Source organism: Janthinobacterium sp. SUN026 (assembly GCF_030397625.1).
GTDB lineage: Bacteria > Pseudomonadota > Gammaproteobacteria > Burkholderiales > Burkholderiaceae_D > Janthinobacterium > Janthinobacterium kumbetense.
Genome location: NZ_JAPQNU010000001.1, coordinates 2,104,373 through 2,129,177, shown reverse-complemented (window position 1 = coordinate 2,129,177; position 24,805 = coordinate 2,104,373). Strand labels below are relative to the sequence as shown.

Here is a 24,805-nt window from a genome sequence, read left to right as displayed (position 1 = left end):
ACCAAGCATGCTGCCTGCTGTTTGAACTCAGGGGAAAACGTACGTCTTTGCTTGCTCATCAAACACCTCTCCATGGCGAGCATTCTCGCCTAAATCAGTGTCCGGGTACATTAAACCACTACAGAATGCACGATCGGAAGCATTTGGGTAAGCCGCGCGCCACTGCAGGGGCCTGACAGGCTGGGCTACGCCCAGGCGCTCCTCTACTTTAAGTTTCCAGGCGCGCAGCACGACGCGACCTTTACGTTCGGCGAAGACTGCATGCGCATCTCACCTGATGACAGGCCGGCTTTCTACGCGTGGCGCGGCATCAAGATGCCCGCCACGGAGGCGGTATGACCGACAACGACGAAGTGCCGAACAGCGAGCGCAGCCCCGGTGCCGCGCGCCTTGCGGCAGCCCTGATCCTGATTTACGTGGCGGCGCCCCTGGCGGGCGTCCTGGCCGCGACAACCTGAAAGGTGAATATGACAAAACTTATTGAATGGGCACCGGTCGTGCGCGATGCCGAAGGCTGGTTTAGACATCCAGATATGCCAGAGTTCGATGAAGATCAAGAGGCGGAATATCGTGCATGGCTCGCTGCCCAGGGCCTAGACACTACCTACGCCAGCCTGGAATCCGAGGATGATACGCATCCAGCCCATATTGCCTATTTCGACCAGGCCGGAACGAACGTCTCCGACTGGCATCTGGAAGAACTGGCCGGCGAAGGCTGGTTCACGCTGTCCATTCACGACTCCAAAGATGGCCCGTACTGGGTATGGGGCCGTCGCTCTCCGGCGGCGCAATGAGCAGCCGCAGCCCTGCGCCAGCGCCGGAAACCCCATCCGAGGCCGCCTACAAGCTGGACCGGGCCGTTCTGCGCGCGATCCACACCTGCCAGCCCGTGCTATTCGACGGCAAGCAGCACCACCTGCGCGCTATGGGTGCCCAGGTCCTGGGCGGCGGCGTGTCTTCTGTGATTTACCTGATGGGCGACGCGACACCGCGCCAGCCCAGTGAAATAACATTTTTGGAGCATGCAGAATGACTAATCTCCTTGCTGGGGGCGCGCCATGAACATGAGCGAAGTCGAGATGCGGCACGTCGCAGAATTGGTCGCCGCGCTGGATGCAGCCAGAACCAAGAAGCCCGCCAATATGGTGGGCGAACTGAATAGGCAGCAAATCTGTGCTGCGCTTGGCGTCAGCGAATCAACAATCCGCCGGCTTGAGCAGGCTGGGCTGCCATATACACCGGTCGGCGCGCGCTCCAAGCGCTACGACCTTGAAGAATGCAAGATCTGGTTAAAGGGAAATCAAGTATGTCAGTCTGGAAAGACAGCAAGGGTAAACTCCACGTCGGAATCATGGTTGATGGCAAAAGAATTCACAGAGAGTTGCCGGAAGGTTCAACTGCGAGTGATGCCAAGCTGATTGAAGCCGAACTCCGTGCGGCGGTTGCGCGCGCGCCGAAGCAGAAGAAAGTTCACATTCCGGGCGATCTGCCGATGACGGCCATTCTCGCATTGTTTATTGAGCACTCTCAGGGCCTTCGCAGTGCAGATACGGCGAAACACCATGCAAAGCGGCTGGGCGCGTGGGCGGAGCGGTACAAGGCTAGTCAGGCGCAAGAATTTGCCGACCACGTCATTAAGGACATGAGTAAGCTAATACCGCACAAGAAAACCGGAAAGTTGGTGCCCGCCTACGCGCCAGCGACAATCAATAGATCGCTGGCGTGTGCAAAAAAAGGCATTCACTTGGCTTGGCGCCAAAGGCTAATACCGGAAAACTATGGCCTTCGGATCGAGTCGGTAGCCGTGAACAACAAGCACGAAGTTTTTTTGACAGTCGAGCAGGTCAAAAAAATTGCTTCATTTTGCACACCGATTGCTCAAGCAGCAATATGGGCGGCACTTCTGACTGGGGCCCGACGTGGCGAACTGTTCCAGATGGAAAGCTCACACATCGGTCGCGACACAATAACGTTCCCGGCAAGCAATACGAAAACGCTGCGAATGCGCGTCATACCAATCATCCCGGCGCTTCGACCATGGCTTAAATACTTTCCGCTGGAGATGACGTTGTATGGAGTGCAATCGGCCTGGCGCCGCGCCCGGGTGAAGGCAGGCATGCCGCATGTGAATTTTCACGATCTTCGGCATTCATGCGCAAGCATCATGTTGGGACTGGGCGTTGACCTTTATACGATCAGCAAGATCCTGGGTCACGCGAATATACAGACGACTCAGCGCTATGCGCACCTGCAAGTAGACGCGCAGCGCGAAGCGTTGAATAAGCTATCGCTGTTGGTCGTCACAAAGTAAATTACACTGAAAAATTACACTCAACAAAAAAGCCGACCTTTTTAAAGATCGGCTTTGCTTGTAAGTGATTGATTTCACTTGATATTCTTGGTGGGAAGTGCAAGTTTCGAACTTGCGACCCCTGCAGTGTGAATGCAGTGCTCTACCCCTGAGCTAACCTCCCGAAGCGAGGCGAATTATCGCATAGGTGTTGCGGCATCTGCAAGGGCTGGCGAGAGGAAATTTAGCGTGCCCCGCTTTTTTCTCAGGCGGCCGCTGGCGGCGCCGTGACGGCGGTCCAGATGCACTGGCCTTTGGCAGCCTTGTCGAGGCCGGCGATGGTGGCTTCGTGGGCGGCCAGTTCGTCGGCGCTGGCACTCTGGAAGATGACTTCGGCCAGGGGCACGATTTCCAGGGCGGCGCCGTCGGCGGCCACTTCCACCTCTTCTTCCATGCTGAGGCTGTTTTGCCCGCGCGTCATGGCCAGGTAGACGTCAGCCAGCAATTCGGAGTCAAGCAGCGCGCCGTGCAGCTTGCGGTGGGCGTTCGAGACGCCGTAGCGGTCGCACAGGGCGTCGAGCGAATTGCGCTTGCCTGGGTGCATTTCCTTCGCCTGCACCAGGGTGTCGATCACGCCATGTACTTGCTCGTGGACTGGCGGCAAGTTCAAGCGCTTGAATTCCGCGTTCAGGAAGCCGATATCGAACGGGGCATTGTGGATGATCAGTTCAGCGTCGGCGATGTAGGCACGAAACTCGTCGGCGATTTCCGCGAATTTCGGCTTGTCGCTAAGGAATTCCGTCGTCAATCCGTGGACGGCCAGCGCGCCCTCTTCCGAGTCGCGCTCGGGATTGATGTAATGGTGAAAATTATTCCCCGTCAACATGCGGTTGTTCAGTTCGACCGCCCCGATCTCCAGGATGCGGTCGCCCGTGCGCGGGTTCAGGCCGGTGGTTTCAGTATCGAGGACAATTTGACGCATGGCAGATTCAGTCTTAAAAGCAAAAAGCGAAGGGCACAGTATAGCAAACCTGTGCCCTTCGATTACATCACGGCATGCCCGAATGCTCAACAAAACCGTAGCGAGCGGCAGTGATTTGTGGCAGAGAAGCGCAACCGTACTTGGTACGGGGGCGCCGAGCCGGTGAGCATCGCCGGCCGCAAAGCGCGACGCGCAGCAGGTTTGGTTGGGCGTTCTCAGGCGCGCACGGTTTCCACGCCCAGGTTGGCCAGCTGATCGGCCCGTTCATTGCCCGGATGGCCGTTATGGCCGCGCACCCAGCGCCATTCCACTTCATGCACGGCCTGGGCCGTATCGAGCGCCTGCCACAAGTCCACATTTTTCACGGGTGCCTTGGCGGCCGTTTTCCAGCCGCGCGCTTTCCAGCCGTGGATCCATTCGCTGATGCCTTTTTGCACGTACTGGCTATCGGTATACAACACTACCTGGCAGGGACGTTTGAGCGCCGTCAAGGCTTCGATCACGGCCTTCAATTCCATGCGGTTATTCGTCGTATTCAGTTCCCCGCCGTAAATTTCTTTCTTGGCGCCATCGGCCACCATCAGCGCACCCCAGCCGCCCGTGCCGGGATTGCCCTTGCATGCGCCATCGGCGTAAATCTCAACCTTATCCATCTTGCTGTTCCCGCCTTTTATTCGTGACCGGTGCGCCTGCGGGCGCCGTCGCCGGTTTTTTGGTCCACGCCGGACCGATCAAACGCATCCCTTTGACGCGCTTGATCGCCTGCACTATATACACTGCGCCCAGATATGGCCACCAGCGCGCACCGGCCTTGTCCATGAAGGCGTTGCGGCGCAGCCATTTTTCCGTCCTGCAAGCAGGCGCGTAGCAGCCAAAGTGGCTTTGGCTCACGCCCATGTTCAGCAATTTTAACCAGTCTTTCATGCGCGGCATAGAGATCAGCTCGCCAGCCTGCGGCAAGTAATGCCGGCCCGTGACCCGCCCCACTCCCTGGCGCATGCCCCACAGGCTGGCCGGATTGAAGCCGCAGACGATCACGCGCCCTTCCGGGATCAGCACGCGCTCGACTTCGCGCAAGACCTGGTGCGGCTCGGCGGCAAACTCGAGGACGTGCGGCAAGACCACCAGATCCAGGCTTTGCGAGTCGAACGGCAACTCGTCGAAGGCCGACACGAGGGTCAAGCGGCTTTCCTGCGGCGGACGCGACGGCAGGCGCGCATCGAGCAGCCATTTGTTCGGCATGCGGTTGGCCGCCAGCGCATCGAGCTGGGGCAAGCCGATCTGCACGGCATTAAAACCGAAGATATCGACAGTCAGGCTGTCGAGGCATTGCTGCTCCCAGGCACGCATGTACAGACCGGCCGGTGTCTGCAGCCAGCCGTCAAGCGCTATAATGGATTTTTCGGATGCCACACTGTCCATTCAGTTTTCTCTTTTGCTCATGACACACTCCCCTGAACACGCTTTATCGGTACTTGCCGTGCCCGCCTTTGCCGACAATTACCTGTGGCTGATCCATGACGGCAGCCATGCCGCCGTGGTCGACCCCGGCGATGCGACGGCCATCCTCGATGCGCTGCAAGCCCATCAGTTGACCTTGTCCGCCATTTTACTCACGCATCACCACGCCGACCACACGGGCGGCGTACCTGAATTGTTGCAGCATTTCGCCGTCCCCGTCTTCGGCCCGCGCAATGAGGCTATCACAGCCATCACGGAACCGCTTGCCGAAGGCGATGTCGCCCACGTGCCCGAACTGGGCTTGCAACTGACCGTCATCGACGTGCCCGGCCATACGAAGGGCCATATCGCCTACGTGCGCCAGCGCGACGAGCGCAGCGGCGCACCCTGGCTGTTCTCCGGCGACACCCTGTTTGCGGGCGGCTGCGGCCGCCTGTTCGAAGGCACGCCTGGCCAGATGGCCGACTCGCTGGGCAAGCTGGCCGCCCTGCCCGACGATACCGAGGTATTTTGCGCGCATGAGTACACCTTGTCCAATCTGCGCTTCGCCAACGCCGTCGAACCGGGCAATGTGGCCTTGCAGGAACGCATCGCCATCGACACGGAAAAACGTCAGCAAGGCTTGTCCACCGTGCCGTCGACCATTGCCCTGGAGAAGGCCACGAATCCCTTCCTGCGCTACCGGGAACCGGCGATCCTGACCAGTCTGAAGGTGGAAGGCAAGCTGGCCACCGATGCCTCGCCAGTGGAAGCATTTGCCGCCTTGCGGATGTGGAAAAACAGCTTTTAAGTCCACCCTTCCGCCACAAAAAATCCCGGCAGATGCTTTGTGGCATCGCCGGGATTTTTTTATCGATCTAGTTGATCAGGATCAGATTTCTTCATACAGCGGCAAGGTCAGGAATTCGGCGAACGATTCCGACGTCGACATTTCCTCGAAAATCTGGCCGGCGCGCACATAGGTCGGGCCGTTGCCGCCCGGCGCATCGCGTTGCACTTTGGCCAGCTCTTCCGGAATCATGGCGCGCACCATCTCGGCCGTCACCTTGCGGCCATCTTCCAGCACGCCCTTGCTCGAACGAATCCATTGCCACACTTGCGAACGGCTGATCTCGGCCGTGGCGGCGTCTTCCATCAGGTTGTGGATGGGCACGCAACCGTTGCCGGCCAGCCAGCTGCCCAGGTAGTGGATGCCCACGTTGATGTTGTAGCGCAAGCCCGCTTCCGTGATCGGCGCTTCCGGCTGGAAGTTCAGCAAGTCCGACGCTTTCACGTCGATGTCGGGACGCTGTTTCTCGATCTGGTTCGGCTTGTCACCCAGCACTTTCGTGAACTCGCCCATGGCCAGTTCCACCAGGCCCGGATGAGCGACCCAGCCGCCGTCATAGCCGTCGGTGGCATCGCGCGCCTTGTCGTTGCGCACGCCGCCCATGGCGATGTCGTTCTTTTCCGGATCGTTCTTGATCGGGATCAAGGCTGCCATGCCGCCGATGGCCGGTGCGCCACGCTTATGACAGGTTTTCAGCAGCAGCAAGGCGTAGGCACGCATGAACGGCGCCGTCATCGTAACCTTGGCGCGGTCGGCCAGGCAGAAATCCTTGTCCAGCTTGAATTTCTTGATGCACGAGAAGATGTAATCCCAGCGGCCCGCGTTCAAGCCCGAGCTGTGCTCTTTCAGCTCGTACAGGATTTCATCCATTTCGAAGGCGGCCAGGATGGTTTCGATCAGCACAGTCGCCTTGATCGTGCCTTGTGGCAAGCCCAACTCGTTTTGCGTCATGACGAAAATGTCGTTCCACAGGCGCGCTTCCAGGTGCGATTCCATCTTCGGCAGGTAGAAGTACGGGCCGGCGCCGCGCGCCAGTTGTTCCTTGGCGTTATGGAACATGAACAGCGCGAAATCGAAAATGCCGCCGGAAATGCGCTTGCCGTCGACCAGCACGTGCTTTTCATCGAGGTGCCAGCCGCGCGGACGCACGACGAGCGTCGCGATCTTGTCGTTCAGCTTGTAGGACTTGCCATTTTGCTCCAGCGAAATCGTCTTGCGCACGGCGTCGAACATATTGATCTGGCCCGTCAGCTGGTTATCCCAGTTCGGCGTGTTCGAATCTTCGAAGTCCGTCATGTAGCTGTCCGCGCCGGAATTGAAGGCGTTGATGACCATCTTCCGCTCGACGGGACCGGTGATTTCCACGCGGCGGCATTCCAGCGCCTTCGGGATCGGCGCGATCTTCCAGTCGCCGTCGCGGATGTGTGCGGTTTCTGGCAAGAAATCTGGACGCTCGCCCGCGTCGAGGCGCTTGGCCCGCTCCATGCGCACGGCCAGCAATTCCTGGCGGCGCGGCTCGAAGGCGCGCGTCAGCTTGGCCACCAAGGCCAGCGCGGCCGGCGTCAGGATCTGTTCGTAGCCGGGTGCAATGGCACCCGTGATTTGCATGCCTTCGGGAAGTGCGATCGTGTTCTGCGTCATGAAGTTCTCCGGTTTTTAGTAAATATAAGCAAAGGTAATCTGGTGATCCAAGTATAAGCCGAACGACTGCGCAGGCAAGCTGGACAGAGGCGCAAAAACACTCTGCCGGGCGGCGCATTTGTTCTATAGTATTGCACTATAAGGCATGGAAACGAGATTAAAAATCACTTCATCTATGCGTTTTTATCACAAGTGATGGCATGACGGGAGGACAACATGGGCCAGTTCAGACAAATATCAACGTTCGTGGAAGTGGTGGCCAAGGGCAGCCTGTCGGCCGCCGCGCGCGCGGAAGGCATCGCGCCAGCCATGATAGGCCGCCGCCTCGATGCGCTGGAGCAGCGCCTGGGCGTCAAATTGCTCCAGCGCACGACGCGCATGCTGGCCTTGACGAATGAAGGCGCCGCCTTCCTGGAAGATTGCCAGCGCATCCTGGGCGAACTGGAAGAGGCGGAAGCAGCCGTGGCCGAGCGCAGCGTGAAGGCCAGCGGCCACCTGCTCATTTCCGCGCCGGCCGGCTTCGGCCGCCAACACGTGGCGCCCCTGATCCCCTCGTTTGTCGCCGAGCACCGCGACGTGACGGTGTCGCTGAACCTGAACGACCGCCTCGTCGACCTGATCGGCGAAGGCATCGACGTGGCCATCCGCATCGCCAGCCTGTCCGATTCCTCGCTCGTGAGCACCAAGCTGGCGGACAACCAGCGCGTGCTCGTCGGCTCGCCCGCCTATTTGAAACGGGCGGGCACGCCCCGCATCCCGGCCGACCTGGCGAAGCACAATTGCCTGGCGATCAGCAGCGAAGGCAGCCAGCGGGGCTGGACCTTCCGCGAAAACGGCAAGAATGTGATCTTGAAGGTGGCGGGAAATATGGTCTGCAACGATGGCGAAGTGCTGCACGACTGGGCGCTGGCCGGCAAGGGCCTGGCGTGGCGCTCGATGTGGGAAGTGGGCGCCGAGATCGCCTCGGGCCAGCTGGTGACGGTGCTGGACCAGTTCGCCGCCCCGGGCAACGATATCTACGCCGTATTCGCGCAGCGCCGCCACTTGCCGCTGCGCATACGGGCGTTCGTGGATTTTTTAAGGCACTCATACTCACAGCCAGACTACTGGCGCGAACGGGCTATCTGAGGGCGCGGGACCAAACCTGCTGCGCGTCGGTTTTGTCCGGCGTCGTGACATTAATGGGAACACCGCAGAGCTCGGCTTAGAGACTTGCGCTGACCAGGCAGGCCTACCCGCCGGCAATGAGGCAAAGTAGCCGAAAGACAGCCGCGCAGAGGCCGTGTAGCCCATCAAACGCATACAAAACCCATGCTTCACGGAAATTCAGGCGAAAAAAAATCCTCGGAGACCGAGGATTTCTTTATTTCGTTTGATCCAGCGTATTAGATTGGCTGAATGTTCGAAGCTTGCTTGCCTTTAGGGCCAGCGGTCACTTCAAAAGAAACGCGTTGGTTCTCTTGCAGGGACTTGAAGCCGTTCGACTGGATAGCCGAGAAGTGAGCGAACAGATCTTCGCCGCCTTCGTCAGGGGTAATAAAGCCGAAACCCTTCGAATCATTGAACCATTTTACGATGCCAGTTGCCATTACAATTTCCTATTTCAGTTAAGTTGGGCTTGCGCCCGTTATATCGTTTGAAGCAAGAAAGAAATGACAGACAAACTGCACTACTACCTCGAATCCAACGATGCCCAATTATACCAACAAAACTGAGAAAAACCATTCTTTCGCAAAATAAACTTGCGAACACTACTTTAATAGCCAAATCCCCGTCTTGCGGCGCCCTGTACCAGCGGCATGGAGACACTATATCCTAATCTGCGACGCGGGTGCTTTGCGTTGTATCAAATGAATCATTGCAACCACATGACTATGCGCGAGGTCACCTAGGCGGTGAAATGGGTGGCCGCCGCGTCGCGTCCCGCCCAGTCCAGTAACGCCACCACCTGCGCCCGCACGCCAGGCCAATCCGCCACCGCTTGCGCAGGGGCATTGAGCATGGCGCGCACCAGCTGTTCCAGACGCCGGCACTCCTGCCCCAGCGCGGCAAAACCGAAGGTGGCGGCCGAGCCGGCCACCGCGTGCAGCGCGCGGTGCAGCTCCGTCAGCGGCTCCAGACGGGGGCCTTCGCTGTCGCAGCGGCCGCTTGCCTGCGTGATCGTCTGCATCAGGGCCGGCACGCCAGCCGCATATTTTTCATTCAGGGCGCGCAAACGCGCGCAAAAATCCGGGTCGATCAAGGTTGCCATCGCAATACTCGCCTGAACCGGTTTACTTGGTGCCGAAGATGCGGTCGCCGGCGTCGCCCAGGCCCGGCACGATGTAGGCGTGGTCGTCGAGGTGCGAATCGAGCGAAGCGCAGAACATCTTGACGTTCGGATGCGCATTCTGGAACACGGTCACGCCTTCCGGTGCGGCAACCAGGGCCAGGAAGATGATCTGTTCGTCCGTCACGCCCCGCTTTTTCAGCACGTCGACGGCATACACGGCCGAATTGCCGGTCGCCACCATCGGGTCGCACAAGATGAAGGTACGCTCGTTCAAGTCCGGCAGGCGCACCAGGTATTCCACGGGCATGTGCGTGGCCGGGTCGCGGTACACACCGATGTGGCCCACGCGCGCCGATGGCACCAGGTTCAGCAAGCCATCGCTCATGCCGATGCCGGCGCGCAGGATGGGCACGATGGCCAGTTTCTTGCCGGCGATGACGGGCGCGTCGATGGTCACCAGCGGCGTCTTGATTTCGCGCGTCGTCAGCGGCAAGTCGCGCGTGATTTCATAGCCCATCAGCAAGGTGATTTCCTTGAGCAATTCGCGGAAGGTGCGCGTCGACGTGTCGTGCTCGCGCATGTGGCTCAGTTTGTGCTGGATCAAAGGGTGATCGGTAATGAACAAATTCGGGAAGCGCGGGTCTTGTTTCATATTGTTTTTCTTTCTATGCTAGCTGGCGCGGCGGCAAGCCTGGGCCGCAAGCGCGCTGTGTATCGATAAAATGATGGATTGCAGCATTATCCCAGCCCCCAGCCCGCCTGTGGCCGGAATTTTCGAAATAATTGCGTACCCAAGCGGAGGCAAACTCAGTACTCGCGCAGCGCGCGCGCCAGGATGGCCGCGCAATCGGTGCCTGCCGGCAAGCGACCATACGCCCCGCCCGGCGCCTGCACCAGCCGCGACTGCAGGAACGCTTGCGCGACGAACGGCGGCGCATGGCGCAGCAGCAATCCCGCCTGCACGGCCAGCACGATGCGCTCCGCCAATTGCCGCGCGCCGAATTCATCCGTTTGCGGCCCATCCAGGTCGGCCAGCAGGCGCGCGCGGTAGCCGGTGAAAATGGCATCGTCATCGCCGGCCAGCGCCAGCTCGGCCGCCAGGGCGTCGCGCGCGGCCGGCGACTTGCCGAAGGCGCGCAAGACGTCGAGGCACATGACGTTGCCCGAGCCTTCCCAGATCGAATTGACGGGCAATTCGCGGTACAGGCGCGCCAGCGGCGCCTCTTCCACATAACCGGTGCCGCCCAGCACTTCCATCGCTTCGAAGCCGAAACCGGGACCGCGCTTGCAGATCCAGTACTTGCCGGCCGGCGTGAGCACGCGCGCCAGCATGGCTTGCCCTGCATCATCCTTTTCATCGAAACAGCGGGCCAGGCGCAGCGCAAACGCCGTGGCGGCTTCCGATTCCAGCGCCAGGTCGGCCAGCACGTTCTGCATCAGCGGCTGTTCGGCCAGCGGCTTGCCGAACACGGCCCGCTGGCGCGCATGGTGCAGCGCCTGCGTCAAGGCGGCGCGCATGATGCCGGCGCTGCCCAGCACGCAGTCGAGGCGCGTGTGGCTGGCCATTTCCAGGATGGTGGGGATGCCCCGCCCCGGCTGTCCCACGAGCCAGCCGTAGGCATTGGTAAACTCCACTTCCGACGAGGCATTCGAGCGGTTGCCCAGCTTATCCTTCAGGCGCTGCACGCGGATGGCATTGCGGCTGCCGTCGGGCAGGTAGCGGGGCAGGAAAAAGCACGACAATCCCCCCTCGTCCGCCTGCGCCAGGATCAGATGCGCATCGCACTGCGGCGCCGAGAAAAACCACTTGTGGCCGACGATGCGCCAGGCGCCGGCGGCCTCGTCGCCGAACAGCGCTTGCGCCTCGGCCGGCGGCACCTGCGTAGCGCGCGTGGTGTTGCTGCGCACGTCGGAGCCGCCCTGCTTTTCCGTCATGCCCATGCCGACCAGGGCGCCCCGTTTCTGCTCCACGGGCAGCGAGCGGGGATCGTAGTCGCGCGACAGGATTTTCGGCAGCCAGCGCTGCGCGATTTGCGGCAGATCAAGCGCCTGGCGCAAGGCCGGCACCGAGGCATACGTCATCGTCACGGGGCATTGCGTGCCGTTTTCCACCTGCCCCACTAATAGATAGGCGGCCGCGCGCGCCACCTGGGCGCCTGGACCGGGCGACGCCCACGGCGAAGCGTGCGCGCCGGCGCCCACGAGGATGGCCATCAGCTCATGCCAGGCCGGATGGAACAGCACCTCGTCGATGCGGCGCCCGGCCCGGTCGAACTGCTGCAGCTCGGGCGTGTGGATATTGGCCAGGCGCGCCAGCGCATAGGTCTCGGCGCGCCCCAGCCTGTCGCCCAGCGCGTCGAGCTCCTGCAACGCCGCGCCGCCGCCCTCGCGCAGCAGCGCCTCGATCAGCGCCGGGTCGCAGGCGAACAGATTGACATTTTCAAAGGGCGTGGCCTGGTTGAAAACTTCATGCGTGTCAAAGGCATTCATGGAGGTCTCCCGCGATTTGTTATCATGGCGCCCTTGCCGTCGCTGGCGCACCGTCAACACCGTCTGCCAGCCAGACTAGCGCAAAGCGCATGGCGGGGCAAGCGCGCCAGTGGAAGCAAGCGCAGATAAATGTTTCCATGTGGAACGAAAACGCCTGCGTGTGTCGCGCGGCATGATTTTTTTCATGGAAGGCAGGAATATTTACAAAACCTGAAGCAATGTTGCTCTATTTCATGTAATCGGGTGCTTTTCAATGATACATTTCGTGTGGATCGCGTTCCGATAGCCGCCTTCCGGCCACTATGGCACGCGTCACGCACGATGCATTCTTTCCGTTGGCGCCCTGCCCTGCAGCGAGCGCCGGCACTGATAACAAAAAGGTAAAAGCCAGCACGATGTTTTCCAGTACCCCATCCGCCGCCCACCGCGAGGCTCGCCACGAGTTGGACAACCTCATGGAAGAGGCAGGCGACGTCGTGTTCCGGCTCGATACGGACGGCCTGATCCTGTTCGCCAGCAAGCGCGCGGCCACCCTGTTTGGCGCACCTGCGGGCCTGTCCGGCCATTTGCTGCTGCCGCTGGCCGCCGAAGCGTCGCGCGCGGCGCTGCAGGCCGCGCTGGAAGACGCCCTGGAAGAACCGGGCCGCCTGGAAGTGCGGCTGCAGACGCCGGACCAGGAAATCTGGTTCGAGCTGCGCCTGTCCTCATATATGAACGCGGCCGGCGTGGCCGAATTGCTGGTGGTCGGGCGCGACACGTCGGCCCAGCACAATACGGAAGAACGGCTGCGCCACATGGCCACGCACGATGCGCTCACGGGCTTGCCGAACCGCTTGCTGCTGTCGGACCGCATCCGCATGGTGATCGCCCAAGCCGCCCGTTCGGGCCAGGGGTTTTCCGTCGCCACGATCGGCCTCGATGGCTTTAAAAAGGTCAACGATGGCCTGGGCCACCCCGTCGGCGACGCCGTGCTGCGCCTGGCCGCGGCGCGCCTGCGCAAGACGCTGCGCGACAGCGACACCCTGGCGCGCGTGGGCGGCGATGAATTCGTCGCCGTACTGCCCGGCAGCGCCACGGACGCGCAGATCAAGCTGGTGACGGGCCGCCTGCTGGCGACCCTGCAGGCGCCGTTCGAAGTCGATGGCCACACGATCTACGTGGGCGCCTCGGTCGGCGTATCGATCTATCCGCTGCATGCGGAAGATGAAGTGCGCCTGGTGGCGCTGGCCGATGCGGCCATGTCGCGCGCCAAGGAAACGGGCAAGGCCCGCTGCCTGGTCTACAGCCCGCGCCTGAACGGCCCGTCGGAACACGATATTTCGCTGGAAGCGGCCATGTTCCACGCCGTGCGCGAAGGCGAGTTTTTACTCTTTTACCAGCCCATCGTCGATGCGCACACGCGGCAGATCCAGGGTTTCGAAACCCTGATGCGCTGGAAGCACCCGACCCTGGGCCTGGTGCCGCCCGTGCGCTTCATTCCGATTGCCGAAGCCAATGGGCTGATCAACCTGCTGGGCGCCTGGGCGCTGAAGGCGGCCTGCGTACAGCTCAAGCAGTTCCAGGAAGTGGCCAAAAGGCCGCTGTACATCTCCGTCAACATCAGCCCGCGCCAGTTCCGCAACGACAAATTCCTCGATATCCTCGACGACGCCATCGCGTTTTCGGGGCTGTCCGGCGAACACCTGGTGCTGGAAATTACGGAAGGCACCCTGATGATCGACCCCGTGCATGCGGAAACCATCCTCGTCAAGATGACGGAGCGCCGCGCGCGCATCGCCATCGACGATTTCGGCACCGGCTACTCTTCGCTCGCGTATCTGAAGCGCTTCCCCATTTCCGTGCTGAAGATCGACCGCACCTTCATCAAGGATTTGCCCGAATCGAGCAAGGATGCGGCCATCTGCAACACCATTCTCGACCTGGCCAAGCATTTGAACCTGTCCGTGGTGGCCGAGGGCGTGGAAACCGAAGAGCAGATGCACTTCATGGAATCGCGCGGCTGCCAGTATGTGCAAGGCTACCTGACGGGCAAACCGATGCCGGCCCACGCCGCGCTATCGGCCTTGAGCGACAAAACCTATGCGGCGCTGGTGCCTGCGCCGTCTGCCAATGAACCGCGCGGAGGGGTGCAATGAATCCAGGTCATTTCACGGCGCCGACACAGCTCGGCAAAAACACCCTGGACCTGCTGTGGGCGCGCACGCGCCAGCAGGGCGACATGCCCGGCTTCGCGAAGGCCATCAGCGCCATCCTCGGCGCCATGCGCGGCGAGGATGACCACGAATTCGACATCACGCAAACGGTGCTGTCCGACCCTGTCCTCACGCACAAGGTGCTGCGGCTGGCCAACAGCGGCATGTATTCCGCCTTCGGCCAGCGCGTCAACACGGTCTCGAAGGCCGTGCTGGTGCTGGGCATCGACGCCATCGGCCACCTGGCGCTGGGACTGAAACTGATCGAAGAACTGTCGCAGGCCTCGCCCGATTCCGTCAGCGCCCACGTGGAAATGGAAAAGGCCGTGCTGGCCGGGATGGTGGCGCAGCAGGTGGCCACCAGCGCCGGCAGCCTGCAGGCGGAGCAAGCCGTCGTCTGCTCGATGCTGCACACCCTGGGCCGCATGATGGTGACGTTCTACATGACGGACTTCTGGGCGCGCATGCAGGCACATGCGGGTCCCGGCAACGAGGCGGCCGCCGCGCGCGAAATCCTCGGCCTGTCGCTGCCGGAAGTGGGCTATGCCACGGCCGCCCACTGGGGCTTGCCGCAGCACCTGATCAACGGCATGCGTCCGATGGATCCGTCACCGGACAATGCGCCCGTCAGCGGCGCCGACTGGATGGCGGGCCTGTCGACGATGGCGGCGCGCTGCGCCGACTCGCTGTGGCATGACGACGCGGCCGGCGCGGCGCAGGTGCACGCACTGATCGACGATTATGCGGGCACCCTGGGCATCACCACGACCGACCTGGTGGTGGCGGTGGACAAGGCCAAGGCGATGGCGGCGGCAGACCTGTCGATCGCGCCCCTGTCGAAACCGGCGGAACGGCGCGCACGCCAGCTGGCGTCGACGCGCATGCGCGCCGAAGGCAACCGCGTGCTGATCGGCGGCCTGGCCGACCTGCGCGGCGCCATCGGCAGCGCCAGCCCAGGCCAGATGGTCTCGATGGCGCTCGAAACGCTGCACCAGGGCTTCGATTTTTCGCGCTCGGTGGCGTTCGTGCGCAACCACAGGGATCATCTATATTCGGCGCGCATCAGCATGGGCGAAGGCATGGCCGACTTGCAGGACCTGATGGTGTTTGGCGACGCATATGAGCCGAACGTGTTCCACGCGGCTCTCAACAGCGACCGCGTGATCTTCATCGACAACGCGCGCGACCCGAAATTTGCCGCCAAGCTGCCGCAATGGTGGAAAGCGACGCTGTCGGAAGCGCGCAGCTTCGTCGTGCTGCCCCTGTCGGCCAACGGCCACCCCACGGGATTTTTATACGGCGACTGGGACGACAGCTTCCCGCCGATCCAGTTGAACCAGACGGAGTTCAACCTGATCAACGATATCCGGGCGTTGCTGGTGCAGTCGGTGGAGATGCGCCACCAATTGGAATTGGTGGCGAATAAGGTGGCATGAGAACACCTGACCAAACCTACTGCGCGTCGGCATAAGCGGCCTGCGATGCTCACCGTACTAGAGTACGGTTGCGCTTCTTAGCCACCTCTCCCTTCCGCTCGCTACGGTTTTGTCAGGTGTCGCAAGTGTCGTTGTTAAACGAGAAAACGACCATCCAGGTCGCAGGTCGGATCAGGGCCGCAGGCCCGTCATCCGACAACATTCAGCTTATTTCAACTTCGGCGTATTCACGCTGACATCGCCGCACTGCGCGCGGTGCATCAGGGCGTGGTCGATCAGCACCAGCGCCAGCATGGCTTCGGCGATCGGCGTGGCGCGGATGCCCACGCAGGGGTCGTGGCGGCCGAACGTTTCCACCATCACGGGATTGCCCTCCTTGTCGATCGAGCGGCGCGGCGTGCGGATCGACGACGTCGGCTTGATGGCGATCGAGACGCTGATGTCCTGCCCCGTCGAAATACCACCGAGCACGCCGCCCGCGTTATTGCCGATAAAGCCTTCCGGCGTCAGTTCATCGCCGTGCTCGGAACCCTTTTGCGCCACCGAATCGAAACCGGCGCCGATTTCCACGCCCTTGACGGCATTGATGCCCATCATGGCGTAGGCAATGTCGGCGTCGAGCTTGTCGTAGATGGGCTGGCCCAGTCCCACCGGCACGTTTTGCGCGATCACGTCGATGCGCGCGCCGATGGAATCGCCGTCGCGGCGCAACTGGTCCATGGCGTCTTCCATGCGCGCGATCAGGTCCGCGTCGCCGCTGGCGGCAAAGAACGGGTTCGCATGCACGTGTTCCCAGGACTGGAACGGCACGGCAATGTCGCCCAGCTGGCTCATGCAGCCCTTGAACGTGGTGCCGTACTGCTGCAGCAGCCATTTCTTGGCGATCGCCGCCGCGCCCACGACGGGCGCCGTCAGGCGCGCCGAGGAGCGCCCGCCGCCGCGCGGATCGCGCACGCCATATTTATGCCAGTAGGTATAGTCGGCATGGCCGGGGCGGAAGCTTTCAGCGATATTGCCGTAATCCTTGCTGCGCTGGTCTTCATTGCGGATCAGCAGGGCAATCGGCGTGCCCGTCGTCACGCCCTGGTACACGCCGGAGAGGATTTCCACCGTATCCGATTCCTGGCGCTGCGTCACATGGCGCGACGTGCCGGGCTTGCGGCGGTCCAGCTCGGGCTGGATATCGGCTTCCGACAGGATCAATCCCGGAGGACAGCCATCGATCACGCAGCCGATGGCCGGGCCATGCGATTCGCCGAAAGTGGTAACAGTAAACAGCTTGCCAAAAGAATTGCCGGACATAGTAGGAAGTGTGAGGACTGGAAAACTCAATTCTACCAGCCTGCGGGGCATGCCATGCCGCTAATGCCGCAGCAAGGCCGATATTGCCCCGCCAAAATCGCCATTTTCAAATACCGTGTTTTTTTTCATATAAAAAACACCAAATATGAGTTGCAATCATGCAATTCAAGAAATATTGCTCCACAGAATAGACTTAAAAAAACATTTTGCTTATTAAATAGCTATATACTTGGATCAAAGCGCGCTACACGATACAGGTTACCAAACCGCATTTGGGCTGCGCCGAGAGCACGTCACAAAATGCCCAGGGCTAGGCGCGTTGCCGAAGACAGTACGTAAGTACGGCGAGGCAACGCAACAACGCCATGGGCTTTTTGTGACGTGCTCGTAAAAATATCGAGTCATCCTGGAGAAGCTATACATGCCCGCACCGATCATCCCCCTTGACGCCAACAAGGACGATCACGACGACCTGGTATTCCTCGATGAGCAACCAGCGGCGCCGCTGGCCGTCGCACCGCGCAGCGTCTGGCGGGTGATGATCATCGATGACGATGAAGACGTCCACTCCACCACCACTTTCGCCCTGGGCAACCTGGAAATGCAGCACCGCCCGCTGGAATTCGTGCATGCGTATTCGGCCGGCCAGGCGCGCGAACTGCTCAAGCATGAAGACGACATCGCCGTCATCCTGCTCGACGTGGTGATGGAACAGGATGACGCGGGCCTGCACCTGGTGCGCTATATCCGCGAAACCCTCAAGATGACGGACGTGCGCATCATCCTGCGCACGGGCCAGCCCGGCTATGCGCCGGAAATCGACGCCATCCGCGATTTCGACATCAACGACTACAAGACCAAGTCCGAATTGACGCGCATCAAGCTGTTTACCACGGTGACGGCAGCCATCCGCTCGTACGAGCAGATCCGTTCGATCAGCAGCAGCCGGCGCGGCCTGGACCGCATCGTCCACGCCAGCACGCAGCTGATGGCGCTGCACGGCGTGCAAAACTTCTCGGCCGGCGTACTGGCGCAGATCGCCGACCTGCTGGGCATCCGCGCCGACGGCGTGCTGTGCGTGCAGGACTTGCAGGACAACGGTTCGCGGGAACTGCTCGTCTCGGCCTGCACGGGCAGCTTTTCCAGCTTGCCGCACAGCGCCCTGTGCGGCCTGCAAAACCCCCGCGTGATGGCTGCCGTCGAGCACACGCTGGCGCAGCGGCGCAATGTGTACGCGCACGACTACGCCACCCTGTACTTCGCGGGCAAGGCCAGCCGTGACGCGGCCGCCTACCTGGTGCTGCCGCGCCCCCTTTCGGCCATCGATGAAAGCCTGCTGGAAGTATTCTGCAGCAACGTCGCCGTGGGCCTGGACAACGTCGAACTGGTGTCGCACCTGCACAATGCCGCCTTCTACGACCAGTTGTCGAAGCTGCCCAACCGCACGCGCCTGGTGGAAATCCTCGACGCCACCCTGGCCGGTCCAGCGCGCGACGACGCCACCCTGTCGCTGGTGGACCTCGACCATTTTGCCGAGACCAACGACGCGCTGGGCCACCAGTTCGGCGACATGCTGCTCGTGGCCGTGGCGGGACGCCTGCAGACCCAGCTGGGCCCGCAGCTGACCGTGGCGCGCCTGGGCGGCGACATCTTTTGCGTGCTGGGCGACTCGTCGCAAGTCAATCCGACCAAGATCCTGGCCCTGTTCCAGGCGCCGTTCAGCATCGATGGCCAGGACGTGCAATTGTCCGCCACCCTGGGCCTGGTGCGCCTGGGCGAACATGCGGGCACGGGCGCCGATGCGCTGAAGGATGCCGATATCGCCCTGAAACGGGCGAAAAGCCAGCAGCGCGCCGGGCATTTCTATTTCTCGCGCAGCATGGGCATCGAAATCCGCGAACGGGTGCGCATGATGCACGCGCTGCGCACGGCTTTCAGCCAGGGCCAGCTGTTTGTCGTGTATCAACCGCAGATCGACCTGACCACGCGCCGCCCGGTGGGCGCCGAAGCGCTGCTGCGCTGGCAGACGCCGGACGGCAAGTTCATCTCGCCCGACCGTTTTATTCCCATCGCCGAGTATTCCGGCATCATCATCGACCTGGGCGAATGGGTGCTGCGCACGGCATGCCGCGAACTGGTGCTGTTGCGCGAGCAGGGCCACCGCAACTTCGTCATGTCCGTCAACGTGTCGCAAGTGCAATTCCGCCATCCCCTGTTCCTGGAAATGCTGCGCGCCGCGCTGGAAGAAACGCAGGCGCCGCCCGAGTTCATCGAGCTGGAAATCACGGAATCGATGGCCATGGAAGAGCCCGATTTATTGATCAAGATGTTGTGGCAGATCAAGCAGACGGGCGTGAGCATCGCCATCGACGACTTCGGCACGGGCTTCTCCTCCCTATCCTATTTGCAGCGCCTGCAAGTGGATCGCCTGAAGATCGACCGCGCCTTCGTGACGGAAATCACGGGTTCCGCGCGCGGCAGCAGCATCGCCGAAATGGTCATCCAGCTGGGCCGCAACCTGGGCCTGGCCGTGATCGCGGAAGGCGTGGAAGACGAGCGCCAGGCGCAGATCCTGCAGGCGCTGGGCTGCCCCATGGCGCAAGGTTTCCTCTTCGCCCGCCCCATGACGGCCGCGGCGCTGGGCAGCTGGCTGAACAATGAAGCGCTGCAGGGCGCCGCATAGACGCCACCCTGGATAGACAATGCAAAACGCCGGCAGTTGCCGGCGTTGTTTTTAGTGCATGAGTGAGGCTTAGTCGGTGGTTTCGGCCGGCCAGTCGCGGATGTAGGCCTTGAGCATCTGGTTTTCAAAGCTTTGCGCTTCGAGCACGGCGCGCGCTACGTCGTAGAAAGAAATGACGCCCAGCAAGGTCTTGGCATTCATGACGGGCAGGTAGCGCGCATGCTTTTCCAGCATGATGCGGCGCACTTCATTGACTTCCGTGTCAGGCGTAACGGTGATCGGGTGGTCGTCCATGTGCTTGCGCACGGTGCCGCCGCCGATCTGGCCCGCGTTTTCATGCAGCGCGTTCAACACTTCGCGGAAGGTCAGCATGCCGACCAGGTCGCCAAACTCCATGACCACCAGCGAACCGATGTCCTTTTCAGCCATGGTATTGGCCGCATCAAGCAGGGGCTGGTCAGGCGTGACCGTGTAGAGGATATTGCCCTTGACTTGGAGAATTTCAGATACTTTCATATTGGCCGTCCTGTCCGCGTGATTGGTATTTTAGTTATTCTAGCCCTTACTGCGACTGTAGCCTATGCCTGCGGAAAAATCCAGCCTTGCGCGCAATCAAATCGACGGGGATTGTCGGGCAAGAAAAACGTAGCGAGCGGATGCGCGGCACGGCCGAGAAGCGCAGCGGTACGCGAGTACCGTGAGCATCGCCGGCCGTGCCCCGCGACGCGCAGTAGTTTTTTTCATGCTCTACGGCGGAACCACCCTGCTATCGACAGGCGCTCGCGCGCCGTCGGCAACACTTCGTGCAGCATCTCGCCCGACATGAACATGGCCATACGGCCCGCTTGCGGCGCGATATCGACGTGCTCGCCGCCCTGCGGGTGCAGGCGCAGCGCGCCGCCGTGCTCCGGCAGCCAGTCATCGTTGAGGTACAGCACGACGGACACGGTGCGCTTGTCGTCGTCGCGGAAACGGTCCAGATGGGCCCGGTAAAAGGCGCCCGGCGCGTACAGGGCGAAGTGGCTTTCGTACTCGTCCAACCCCAGGAAGAGCTCGCGGTTGAGCATGCAGCGCAGCGCTTCCATGTGTTCCAGGTAGCGGTCGCAAGCGCTTGACCTGCCCGTTTCCAGCCATTCGATATGGTCGCCGCGGATGTCCGGCTGCAGCAGCGGCGCATGGCCGCTGCCCACGCCGGCGCCCTTCATCTTGCCGCTGAGCATGGATTGCACGCATTCGGCGGCCAGCTGGCGGCTCAGTTCAGGGGAAATAAAATGCTCTTGCATGAGCCAGCCTGCGTGGCACAGGCCGTCGACGATAGAAGGTCCGGGTACGGCAAGGGCGCCGTCGAACGATATTGCGGGCATAAAATCTTTCCTGGTGGACATGCGATGAGAGTTCGCCTGAAGCCCAGGATTTCGCTGGCACGTAGCAGCCTTCCCTGCGGCGCGGCGCACGCGCACAGGTCAAACAGCCCGAATATCGCTGATCCGGTATCCTACCACCGCCGCACCGCAGCGGTCACTTTTTTTACACTGCAGGTTACACACGCCACCCGCCAGCACGGCGCCATGCGCCCTGCACACGAGCCCTTTTGCTCTGATGCAAATCAGGTTACGATCTTGCCACTATAAAACTTGGCGGAGACACCATGAGCGGCCCGAAATACCCCGGTTTCGACACTTTATCCCTGCATGCGGGCGCGGCGCCCGACCCGGCCACGGGCGCGCGCGCCACGCCCATCCATTTCACGTCCTCGTTTGCCTTCAAGAGTTCGGAGCATGCGGCTTCGCTGTTCAATATGGAGCGGGCCGGCCACGTGTACTCGCGCATCTCGAACCCCACCAACGCCGTGCTGGAAGAGCGCATCGCCGCCCTCGAAGGGGGCGTGGCCGGCATCGCCACGGCCAGCGGCCAGGCCGCCATGCACCTGGGTTTATGCACCATCGCGGGCGCCGGCTCGCACATCGTCGCGTCGCGCGCCCTGTACGGCGGCTCGCAGAACCTGCTGGCCTACACCTTGAAACGCTTCGGCATAGCCACCACATTCGTCGACCCGCGCGACGTGGACGCCTGGCGCGCCGCCATCCGCCCGAATACCAAGGTACTGTTCGCCGAAACCCTGGGCAATCCCGGCCTCGACGTGCTCGACATCCCCCGGATTGCCGCCCTGGCGCACGAGCACCACCTGCCGCTGATGCTCGATTCGACCTTCACCACGCCGTATCTGCTGCGCCCTTTCGAGCATGGCGCCGACCTGGTCTTCCACTCGGCCACCAAGTTCCTGTGCGGCCATGGCACGGCCATCGGCGGCTTGCTCGTCGATGGCGGCACCTTCGACTGGCAGGCGGCGTACGACAAGACGGGGCGTTTCGCCGAACTGTGCGAACCGTATGACGGCTTCCACGGCATGGTCTTCGCCGAGGAATCGACGGTGGCACCGTTCGCCCTGCGCGCGCGACGCGAAGGCTTGCGCGATTTCGGCGCCGTCATGAGCCCGCACAATGCCTTCGCCATCCTGCAAGGCGTCGAAACCCTGGGTTTGCGCATGGACCGCCACGTGGCCAACACGCGCAAGATCATCGACTTCCTGCTGGCCAATCCGGCCGTGGATGCCGTGTCCTACCCCGAGCTGCCGTCGCATCCCGATTACGAACTGGCGAAAACCCTGCTGCCGAAAGGCGCGGGCGGCGTGTTCACCTTCCGCCTGCGCGGCGACCGCGCGGCCGGCCAGCGCTTTGTCGACAGCCTGAAGATCTTTTCGCACCTGGCCAACGTGGGCGACGCCAAGTCGCTCGTCATCCACCCCGCTTCCACCACGCATTTCCGCGTGCCCGACGATCAACTGGCGCAGGCGGGCATCACGCAGGGCACCATGCGTTTATCCGTGGGGCTGGAAGACGCGGACGATTTGATCGAAGACCTGGCCCGTGGCCTGAAACTGTCGCAGAAAGGCGCCTGAGATGCTGTTCACCATCGACAATACCACCGCCTACTGCTACACGGGCGGCAAAGCTTTTGACCCGAATCAACCCACGGCCGTCTTCATCCACGGCGCGCAGAACGACCATTCCGTGTGGGCCCTGCAAACGCGCTACTTTGCCCACCACGGCTGGAACGTACTGGCCGTCGACTTGCCGGGACACGGCCGCAGCGGGGGCAAGGCCAAGGATAATGTGGCCGACCTGGCCCGCTGGATCCTGGCCGTGCTGGACGCGGCCGGCGCGGCAAAGGCCATGCTGGCCGGTCACAGCATGGGTTCATTGATCGCGCTGGAAGCGGCATTCCTGGCGCCCGGGCGGATCAGCCACCTGGCCATGCTGGGGTCCACCTACCCGATGAAGGTCTCGCCGGCGCTGCTGGAAACGTCACTCAAGGACGAACAGGCGGCCATCGACATGGTCAATATCTGGTCGCACTCGTCGATCGCGCAAAAGCCGTCGTTTCCCAGTCCCGGCTTTTACGCCATGGGCGGCGCGCGGCGCCTGAAACAGCGCATCGCCGCCCTCAACCCCGATCATGTGTTTCACACGGATTTTTTCGCCTGCAATGCCTACGCGAACGGCGAAATCGCCGCCGCTTCGGTACACTGCCCCACTTTATTCATTTTCGGCGCGCGCGACATGATGACGCCGCCCAAATCGACCCGCTTGCTGACTTCAAGCATCGCACATGGCACCGTGGTGCAGGTCGACAGCGGGCACGAATTGATGGCCGAACAACCGGACGCCGTGCTCGACGCGCTGTTTGCGTTTGCGCAAAGCACGCCGGCATGACGCCACGCCACGCACGTGTTTTTTTAGGATAGATGCACCATGTTGTTGAATACCCTGTTTGACGAATTGACAGGCCGCGGCAGCGGCACGGAAGCGGCGCGGCGCGAACGCTATGAATGGCTGGAGCAGCTGCGCTGCGCCAACCCGCAGGCGGCCGAAGGCGGTCCCATGGCCGGCATCCCGGGCCACCACTGGTACCGGCTGCCGCAGGCGCTCGGCTTCGCCGGACAAGAATCCGACCTGCTGGTCGGCACCCTGAATGCCCAGTACCTGGTGTTCGCAGGCCGCCACGCGGCAGCTTTCGCGGCCGAACTGGGCCTGCAATACGACGCCAACAACCGCATCGACCGCCCCGGCGGCCTCGACGAACTGCTCGACGCCTATGAAGAACAGGCCGACGGCAGCTGGAGCACCGTGGCGGCGGGCCAGCCGGTGCCGCCGCTGGCCGGCTGGGACGACGTGTACTTCCGCGTGCGCGACCTGAGCGACGGCAAGGCCATCCAGAGCGTGACCACCATCGCCTACGAGAGCAGCCGCTTTCCCGGCTACACCCTGCTGGGCACGACCCTGGTGGGCGCGGGCGCCATCGCGCACGACGACGAGACAGCGCAGTATCTGCAGCAAGTCTTCGCCGACTGGGCCATCCAGCGCGATTGCGCCGATGCCTGTCCACCTTCGTCCGCGCCCTGGCCCCATGCACCGCGCCAGGCGCCGCCCGAGACGTACGACACTGCGTTCGATTTTGCCCGCAACCTCGCCTACCTCGACGCCCTGCTGGCTGCCTATGTCCGCGCGCAGGCGCAGGCGCAAGTCGATGGCGGCGACGACGCCTACTGGGCGTGCGCGGCCGCCAGCACGGCGTACCAGGTCTTCTCGCTGCGCTACACGGCAGGCTTGCCCTTGTCTGACGTGGAAACGGCGCTGGAAGCGGCCGTCGCCGCCTGCGAAACGGCGCGCGCGGCCCTGGCCGCGGCCTACGCTGACGATGGCTTGCCCGCCTTTGATTTCGAACAATTGACGGATTACGCGCGCACCTTGCAGCTGCTGGGCGCGACCCTGCTGTTCGGCCGCCACGACCTGGCCAGGCGCCTCGCCGCCCTGCAAACGGCCTTCGATGGCGAAGATGGCGTGTACGAAGCGCTGCTGTCCGCCATCGATCCGCAGCGTCCCGCCATCGACGAATGGTATTTCGCCGAACCCTATACGGCCCTGTACGACTGCCTCGACGCGGACGACCGCATGCAGCAGCTGGAACACCTGCAACACTACCTGGCCGGCTGGCACGGCGCGCTGGTGCGCGAAGACTGGTTCAACGGCCATTTGCGCGCGCAGGGACTGGGCGGTTATTACGGCCTGTGGGCCTTCGAAGCGGCCGCCGTGGCGCGACGCCTGGGGCTGGAGCGCGGCGCCTTGGCGCACTGGATCATGCCGCCAGCGCCCTGAATACCCCGTAC

23 protein-coding genes and 1 tRNA gene are annotated in these 24,805 nt (G+C 62.2%); 12 read left to right on the top strand and 12 right to left on the bottom strand.

Annotated features, from left to right (window positions below; all coding sequences use genetic code 11):
• Positions 1–335: 335 nt before the first annotated feature.
• From OX459_RS09710 to OX459_RS09695, 4 genes are all read left to right on the top strand, one after another.
• A complete protein-coding gene (locus tag OX459_RS09710; protein ID WP_289904797.1) occupies positions 336–458 on the top strand; it encodes a hypothetical protein in 123 nt (40 codons plus the stop codon).
• A gap of 9 nt (positions 459–467) precedes the next feature.
• Positions 468–794: a hypothetical protein gene (locus OX459_RS09705; RefSeq protein ID WP_289904796.1), complete on the top strand. Its 327-nt coding sequence runs from the start codon at positions 468–470 to the stop codon at positions 792–794.
• Positions 791–1,033, top strand: a complete 243-nt coding sequence (locus OX459_RS09700) for a hypothetical protein (RefSeq protein ID WP_289904795.1) — start codon at positions 791–793, stop codon at positions 1,031–1,033. The genes OX459_RS09705 and OX459_RS09700 overlap by 4 nt, the downstream gene beginning before the upstream one ends.
• 273 nt (positions 1,034–1,306) lie before the next feature.
• Positions 1,307–2,311 (top strand): site-specific integrase, encoded by a 1,005-nt coding sequence (locus tag OX459_RS09695; protein WP_289904794.1) that lies wholly within the window; start codon positions 1,307–1,309, stop codon positions 2,309–2,311.
• An 88-nt stretch (positions 2,312–2,399) separates the two neighbouring features.
• On the opposite strand, the gene OX459_RS09690 is transcribed toward OX459_RS09695, so the two are convergent.
• The 4 genes from OX459_RS09690 to OX459_RS09675 form a co-directional block, all read right to left on the bottom strand.
• Positions 2,400–2,474: transfer RNA gene (locus tag OX459_RS09690), tRNA-Val, on the bottom strand.
• Between the two features lie 81 nt (positions 2,475–2,555).
• Positions 2,556–3,272, bottom strand: coding sequence for a DNA polymerase III subunit epsilon (gene dnaQ / locus OX459_RS09685; RefSeq protein ID WP_077405442.1), 717 nt, complete (start codon positions 3,270–3,272; stop codon positions 2,556–2,558).
• 215 nt (positions 3,273–3,487) lie between these two features.
• Entirely contained in the window at positions 3,488–3,925 is a 438-nt protein-coding gene (gene rnhA / locus OX459_RS09680; RefSeq protein ID WP_034784447.1) for a ribonuclease HI, read from the bottom strand.
• A complete protein-coding gene (locus tag OX459_RS09675; RefSeq protein ID WP_289904793.1) occupies positions 3,918–4,694 on the bottom strand; it encodes a class I SAM-dependent methyltransferase in 777 nt (258 codons plus the stop codon). The genes rnhA and OX459_RS09675 overlap by 8 nt, the downstream gene beginning before the upstream one ends.
• A gap of 19 nt (positions 4,695–4,713) precedes the next feature.
• Here OX459_RS09675 and gloB point away from each other — a divergent pair, with 19 nt between their 5' ends.
• Positions 4,714–5,523, top strand: coding sequence for a hydroxyacylglutathione hydrolase (gene gloB / locus OX459_RS09670; RefSeq protein WP_289904792.1), 810 nt, complete (start codon positions 4,714–4,716; stop codon positions 5,521–5,523).
• A gap of 81 nt (positions 5,524–5,604) precedes the next feature.
• Here gloB and aceB read toward each other — a convergent pair whose 3' ends face one another.
• Positions 5,605–7,203, bottom strand: a complete 1,599-nt coding sequence (aceB, locus tag OX459_RS09665; RefSeq protein ID WP_289904791.1) for a malate synthase A — start codon at positions 7,201–7,203, stop codon at positions 5,605–5,607.
• Between the two features lie 216 nt (positions 7,204–7,419).
• On the opposite strand from aceB, the gene OX459_RS09660 reads away from it, so the two are divergent.
• A complete protein-coding gene (locus OX459_RS09660) occupies positions 7,420–8,331 on the top strand; it encodes a LysR family transcriptional regulator (protein WP_289904790.1) in 912 nt (303 codons plus the stop codon).
• Positions 8,332–8,588: 257 nt separating this feature from the next.
• Here the strand turns inward: OX459_RS09660 and OX459_RS09655 are convergent, their stop codons facing one another.
• The 4 genes from OX459_RS09655 to OX459_RS09640 form a co-directional block, all read right to left on the bottom strand.
• Positions 8,589–8,792, bottom strand: a complete 204-nt coding sequence (locus OX459_RS09655; RefSeq protein WP_010398811.1) for a cold-shock protein — start codon at positions 8,790–8,792, stop codon at positions 8,589–8,591.
• Positions 8,793–9,091: 299 nt separating this feature from the next.
• Entirely contained in the window at positions 9,092–9,454 is a 363-nt protein-coding gene (locus OX459_RS09650) for an Hpt domain-containing protein (RefSeq protein WP_289904789.1), read from the bottom strand.
• Positions 9,455–9,476: 22 nt separating this feature from the next.
• Positions 9,477–10,127 carry a uracil phosphoribosyltransferase gene (upp, locus tag OX459_RS09645; protein WP_010398816.1) on the bottom strand — a complete coding sequence of 217 codons (651 nt, stop codon included), beginning with the start codon at positions 10,125–10,127 and terminating at the stop codon, positions 9,477–9,479.
• A 155-nt stretch (positions 10,128–10,282) separates the two neighbouring features.
• Positions 10,283–11,965: an isovaleryl-CoA dehydrogenase gene (locus OX459_RS09640; RefSeq protein WP_289904788.1), complete on the bottom strand. Its 1,683-nt coding sequence runs from the start codon at positions 11,963–11,965 to the stop codon at positions 10,283–10,285.
• Positions 11,966–12,360: 395 nt separating this feature from the next.
• On the opposite strand from OX459_RS09640, the gene OX459_RS09635 reads away from it, so the two are divergent.
• A complete protein-coding gene (locus OX459_RS09635; RefSeq protein ID WP_099668486.1) occupies positions 12,361–14,100 on the top strand; it encodes an EAL domain-containing protein in 1,740 nt (579 codons plus the stop codon).
• Positions 14,097–15,593 carry an HDOD domain-containing protein gene (locus OX459_RS09630; RefSeq protein ID WP_289904787.1) on the top strand — a complete coding sequence of 499 codons (1,497 nt, stop codon included), beginning with the start codon at positions 14,097–14,099 and terminating at the stop codon, positions 15,591–15,593. Before OX459_RS09635 ends, OX459_RS09630 begins: the two co-directional genes overlap by 4 nt.
• Before the next feature lie 207 nt (positions 15,594–15,800).
• On the opposite strand, the gene aroC is transcribed toward OX459_RS09630, so the two are convergent.
• Positions 15,801–16,895, bottom strand: a complete 1,095-nt coding sequence (aroC, locus tag OX459_RS09625) for a chorismate synthase (RefSeq protein WP_289904786.1) — start codon at positions 16,893–16,895, stop codon at positions 15,801–15,803.
• 421 nt (positions 16,896–17,316) lie between these two features.
• On the opposite strand from aroC, the gene OX459_RS09620 reads away from it, so the two are divergent.
• A complete protein-coding gene (locus tag OX459_RS09620; RefSeq protein WP_289904785.1) occupies positions 17,317–19,578 on the top strand; it encodes an EAL domain-containing protein in 2,262 nt (753 codons plus the stop codon).
• Positions 19,579–19,647: 69 nt separating this feature from the next.
• Here OX459_RS09620 and OX459_RS09615 read toward each other — a convergent pair whose 3' ends face one another.
• The gene (locus OX459_RS09615) at positions 19,648–20,094 is read right to left on the bottom strand and encodes a CBS domain-containing protein (protein WP_010398828.1); all 447 of its coding nucleotides are present in this window, start codon (positions 20,092–20,094) and stop codon (positions 19,648–19,650) included.
• A 224-nt stretch (positions 20,095–20,318) separates the two neighbouring features.
• Positions 20,319–20,942: a 2OG-Fe(II) oxygenase gene (locus OX459_RS09610; RefSeq protein ID WP_251348429.1), complete on the bottom strand. Its 624-nt coding sequence runs from the start codon at positions 20,940–20,942 to the stop codon at positions 20,319–20,321.
• Between the two features lie 284 nt (positions 20,943–21,226).
• Between OX459_RS09610 and OX459_RS09605 the strand changes: the two genes are divergently transcribed.
• From OX459_RS09605 to OX459_RS09595, 3 genes are read left to right on the top strand one after another with little or no spacing between them, the layout of a single operon-like run.
• A complete protein-coding gene (locus OX459_RS09605) occupies positions 21,227–22,537 on the top strand; it encodes an O-acetylhomoserine aminocarboxypropyltransferase (RefSeq protein WP_289904784.1) in 1,311 nt (436 codons plus the stop codon).
• A 1-nt stretch (position 22,538) separates the two neighbouring features.
• On the top strand, positions 22,539–23,351 hold the full coding sequence (locus tag OX459_RS09600; RefSeq protein ID WP_289904783.1) for an alpha/beta hydrolase: 813 nt from the start codon (positions 22,539–22,541) through the stop codon (positions 23,349–23,351).
• A 39-nt stretch (positions 23,352–23,390) separates the two neighbouring features.
• A complete protein-coding gene (locus tag OX459_RS09595) occupies positions 23,391–24,794 on the top strand; it encodes a PoNe immunity protein domain-containing protein (protein ID WP_289904782.1) in 1,404 nt (467 codons plus the stop codon).
• Positions 24,795–24,805: the final 11 nt, after the last annotated feature.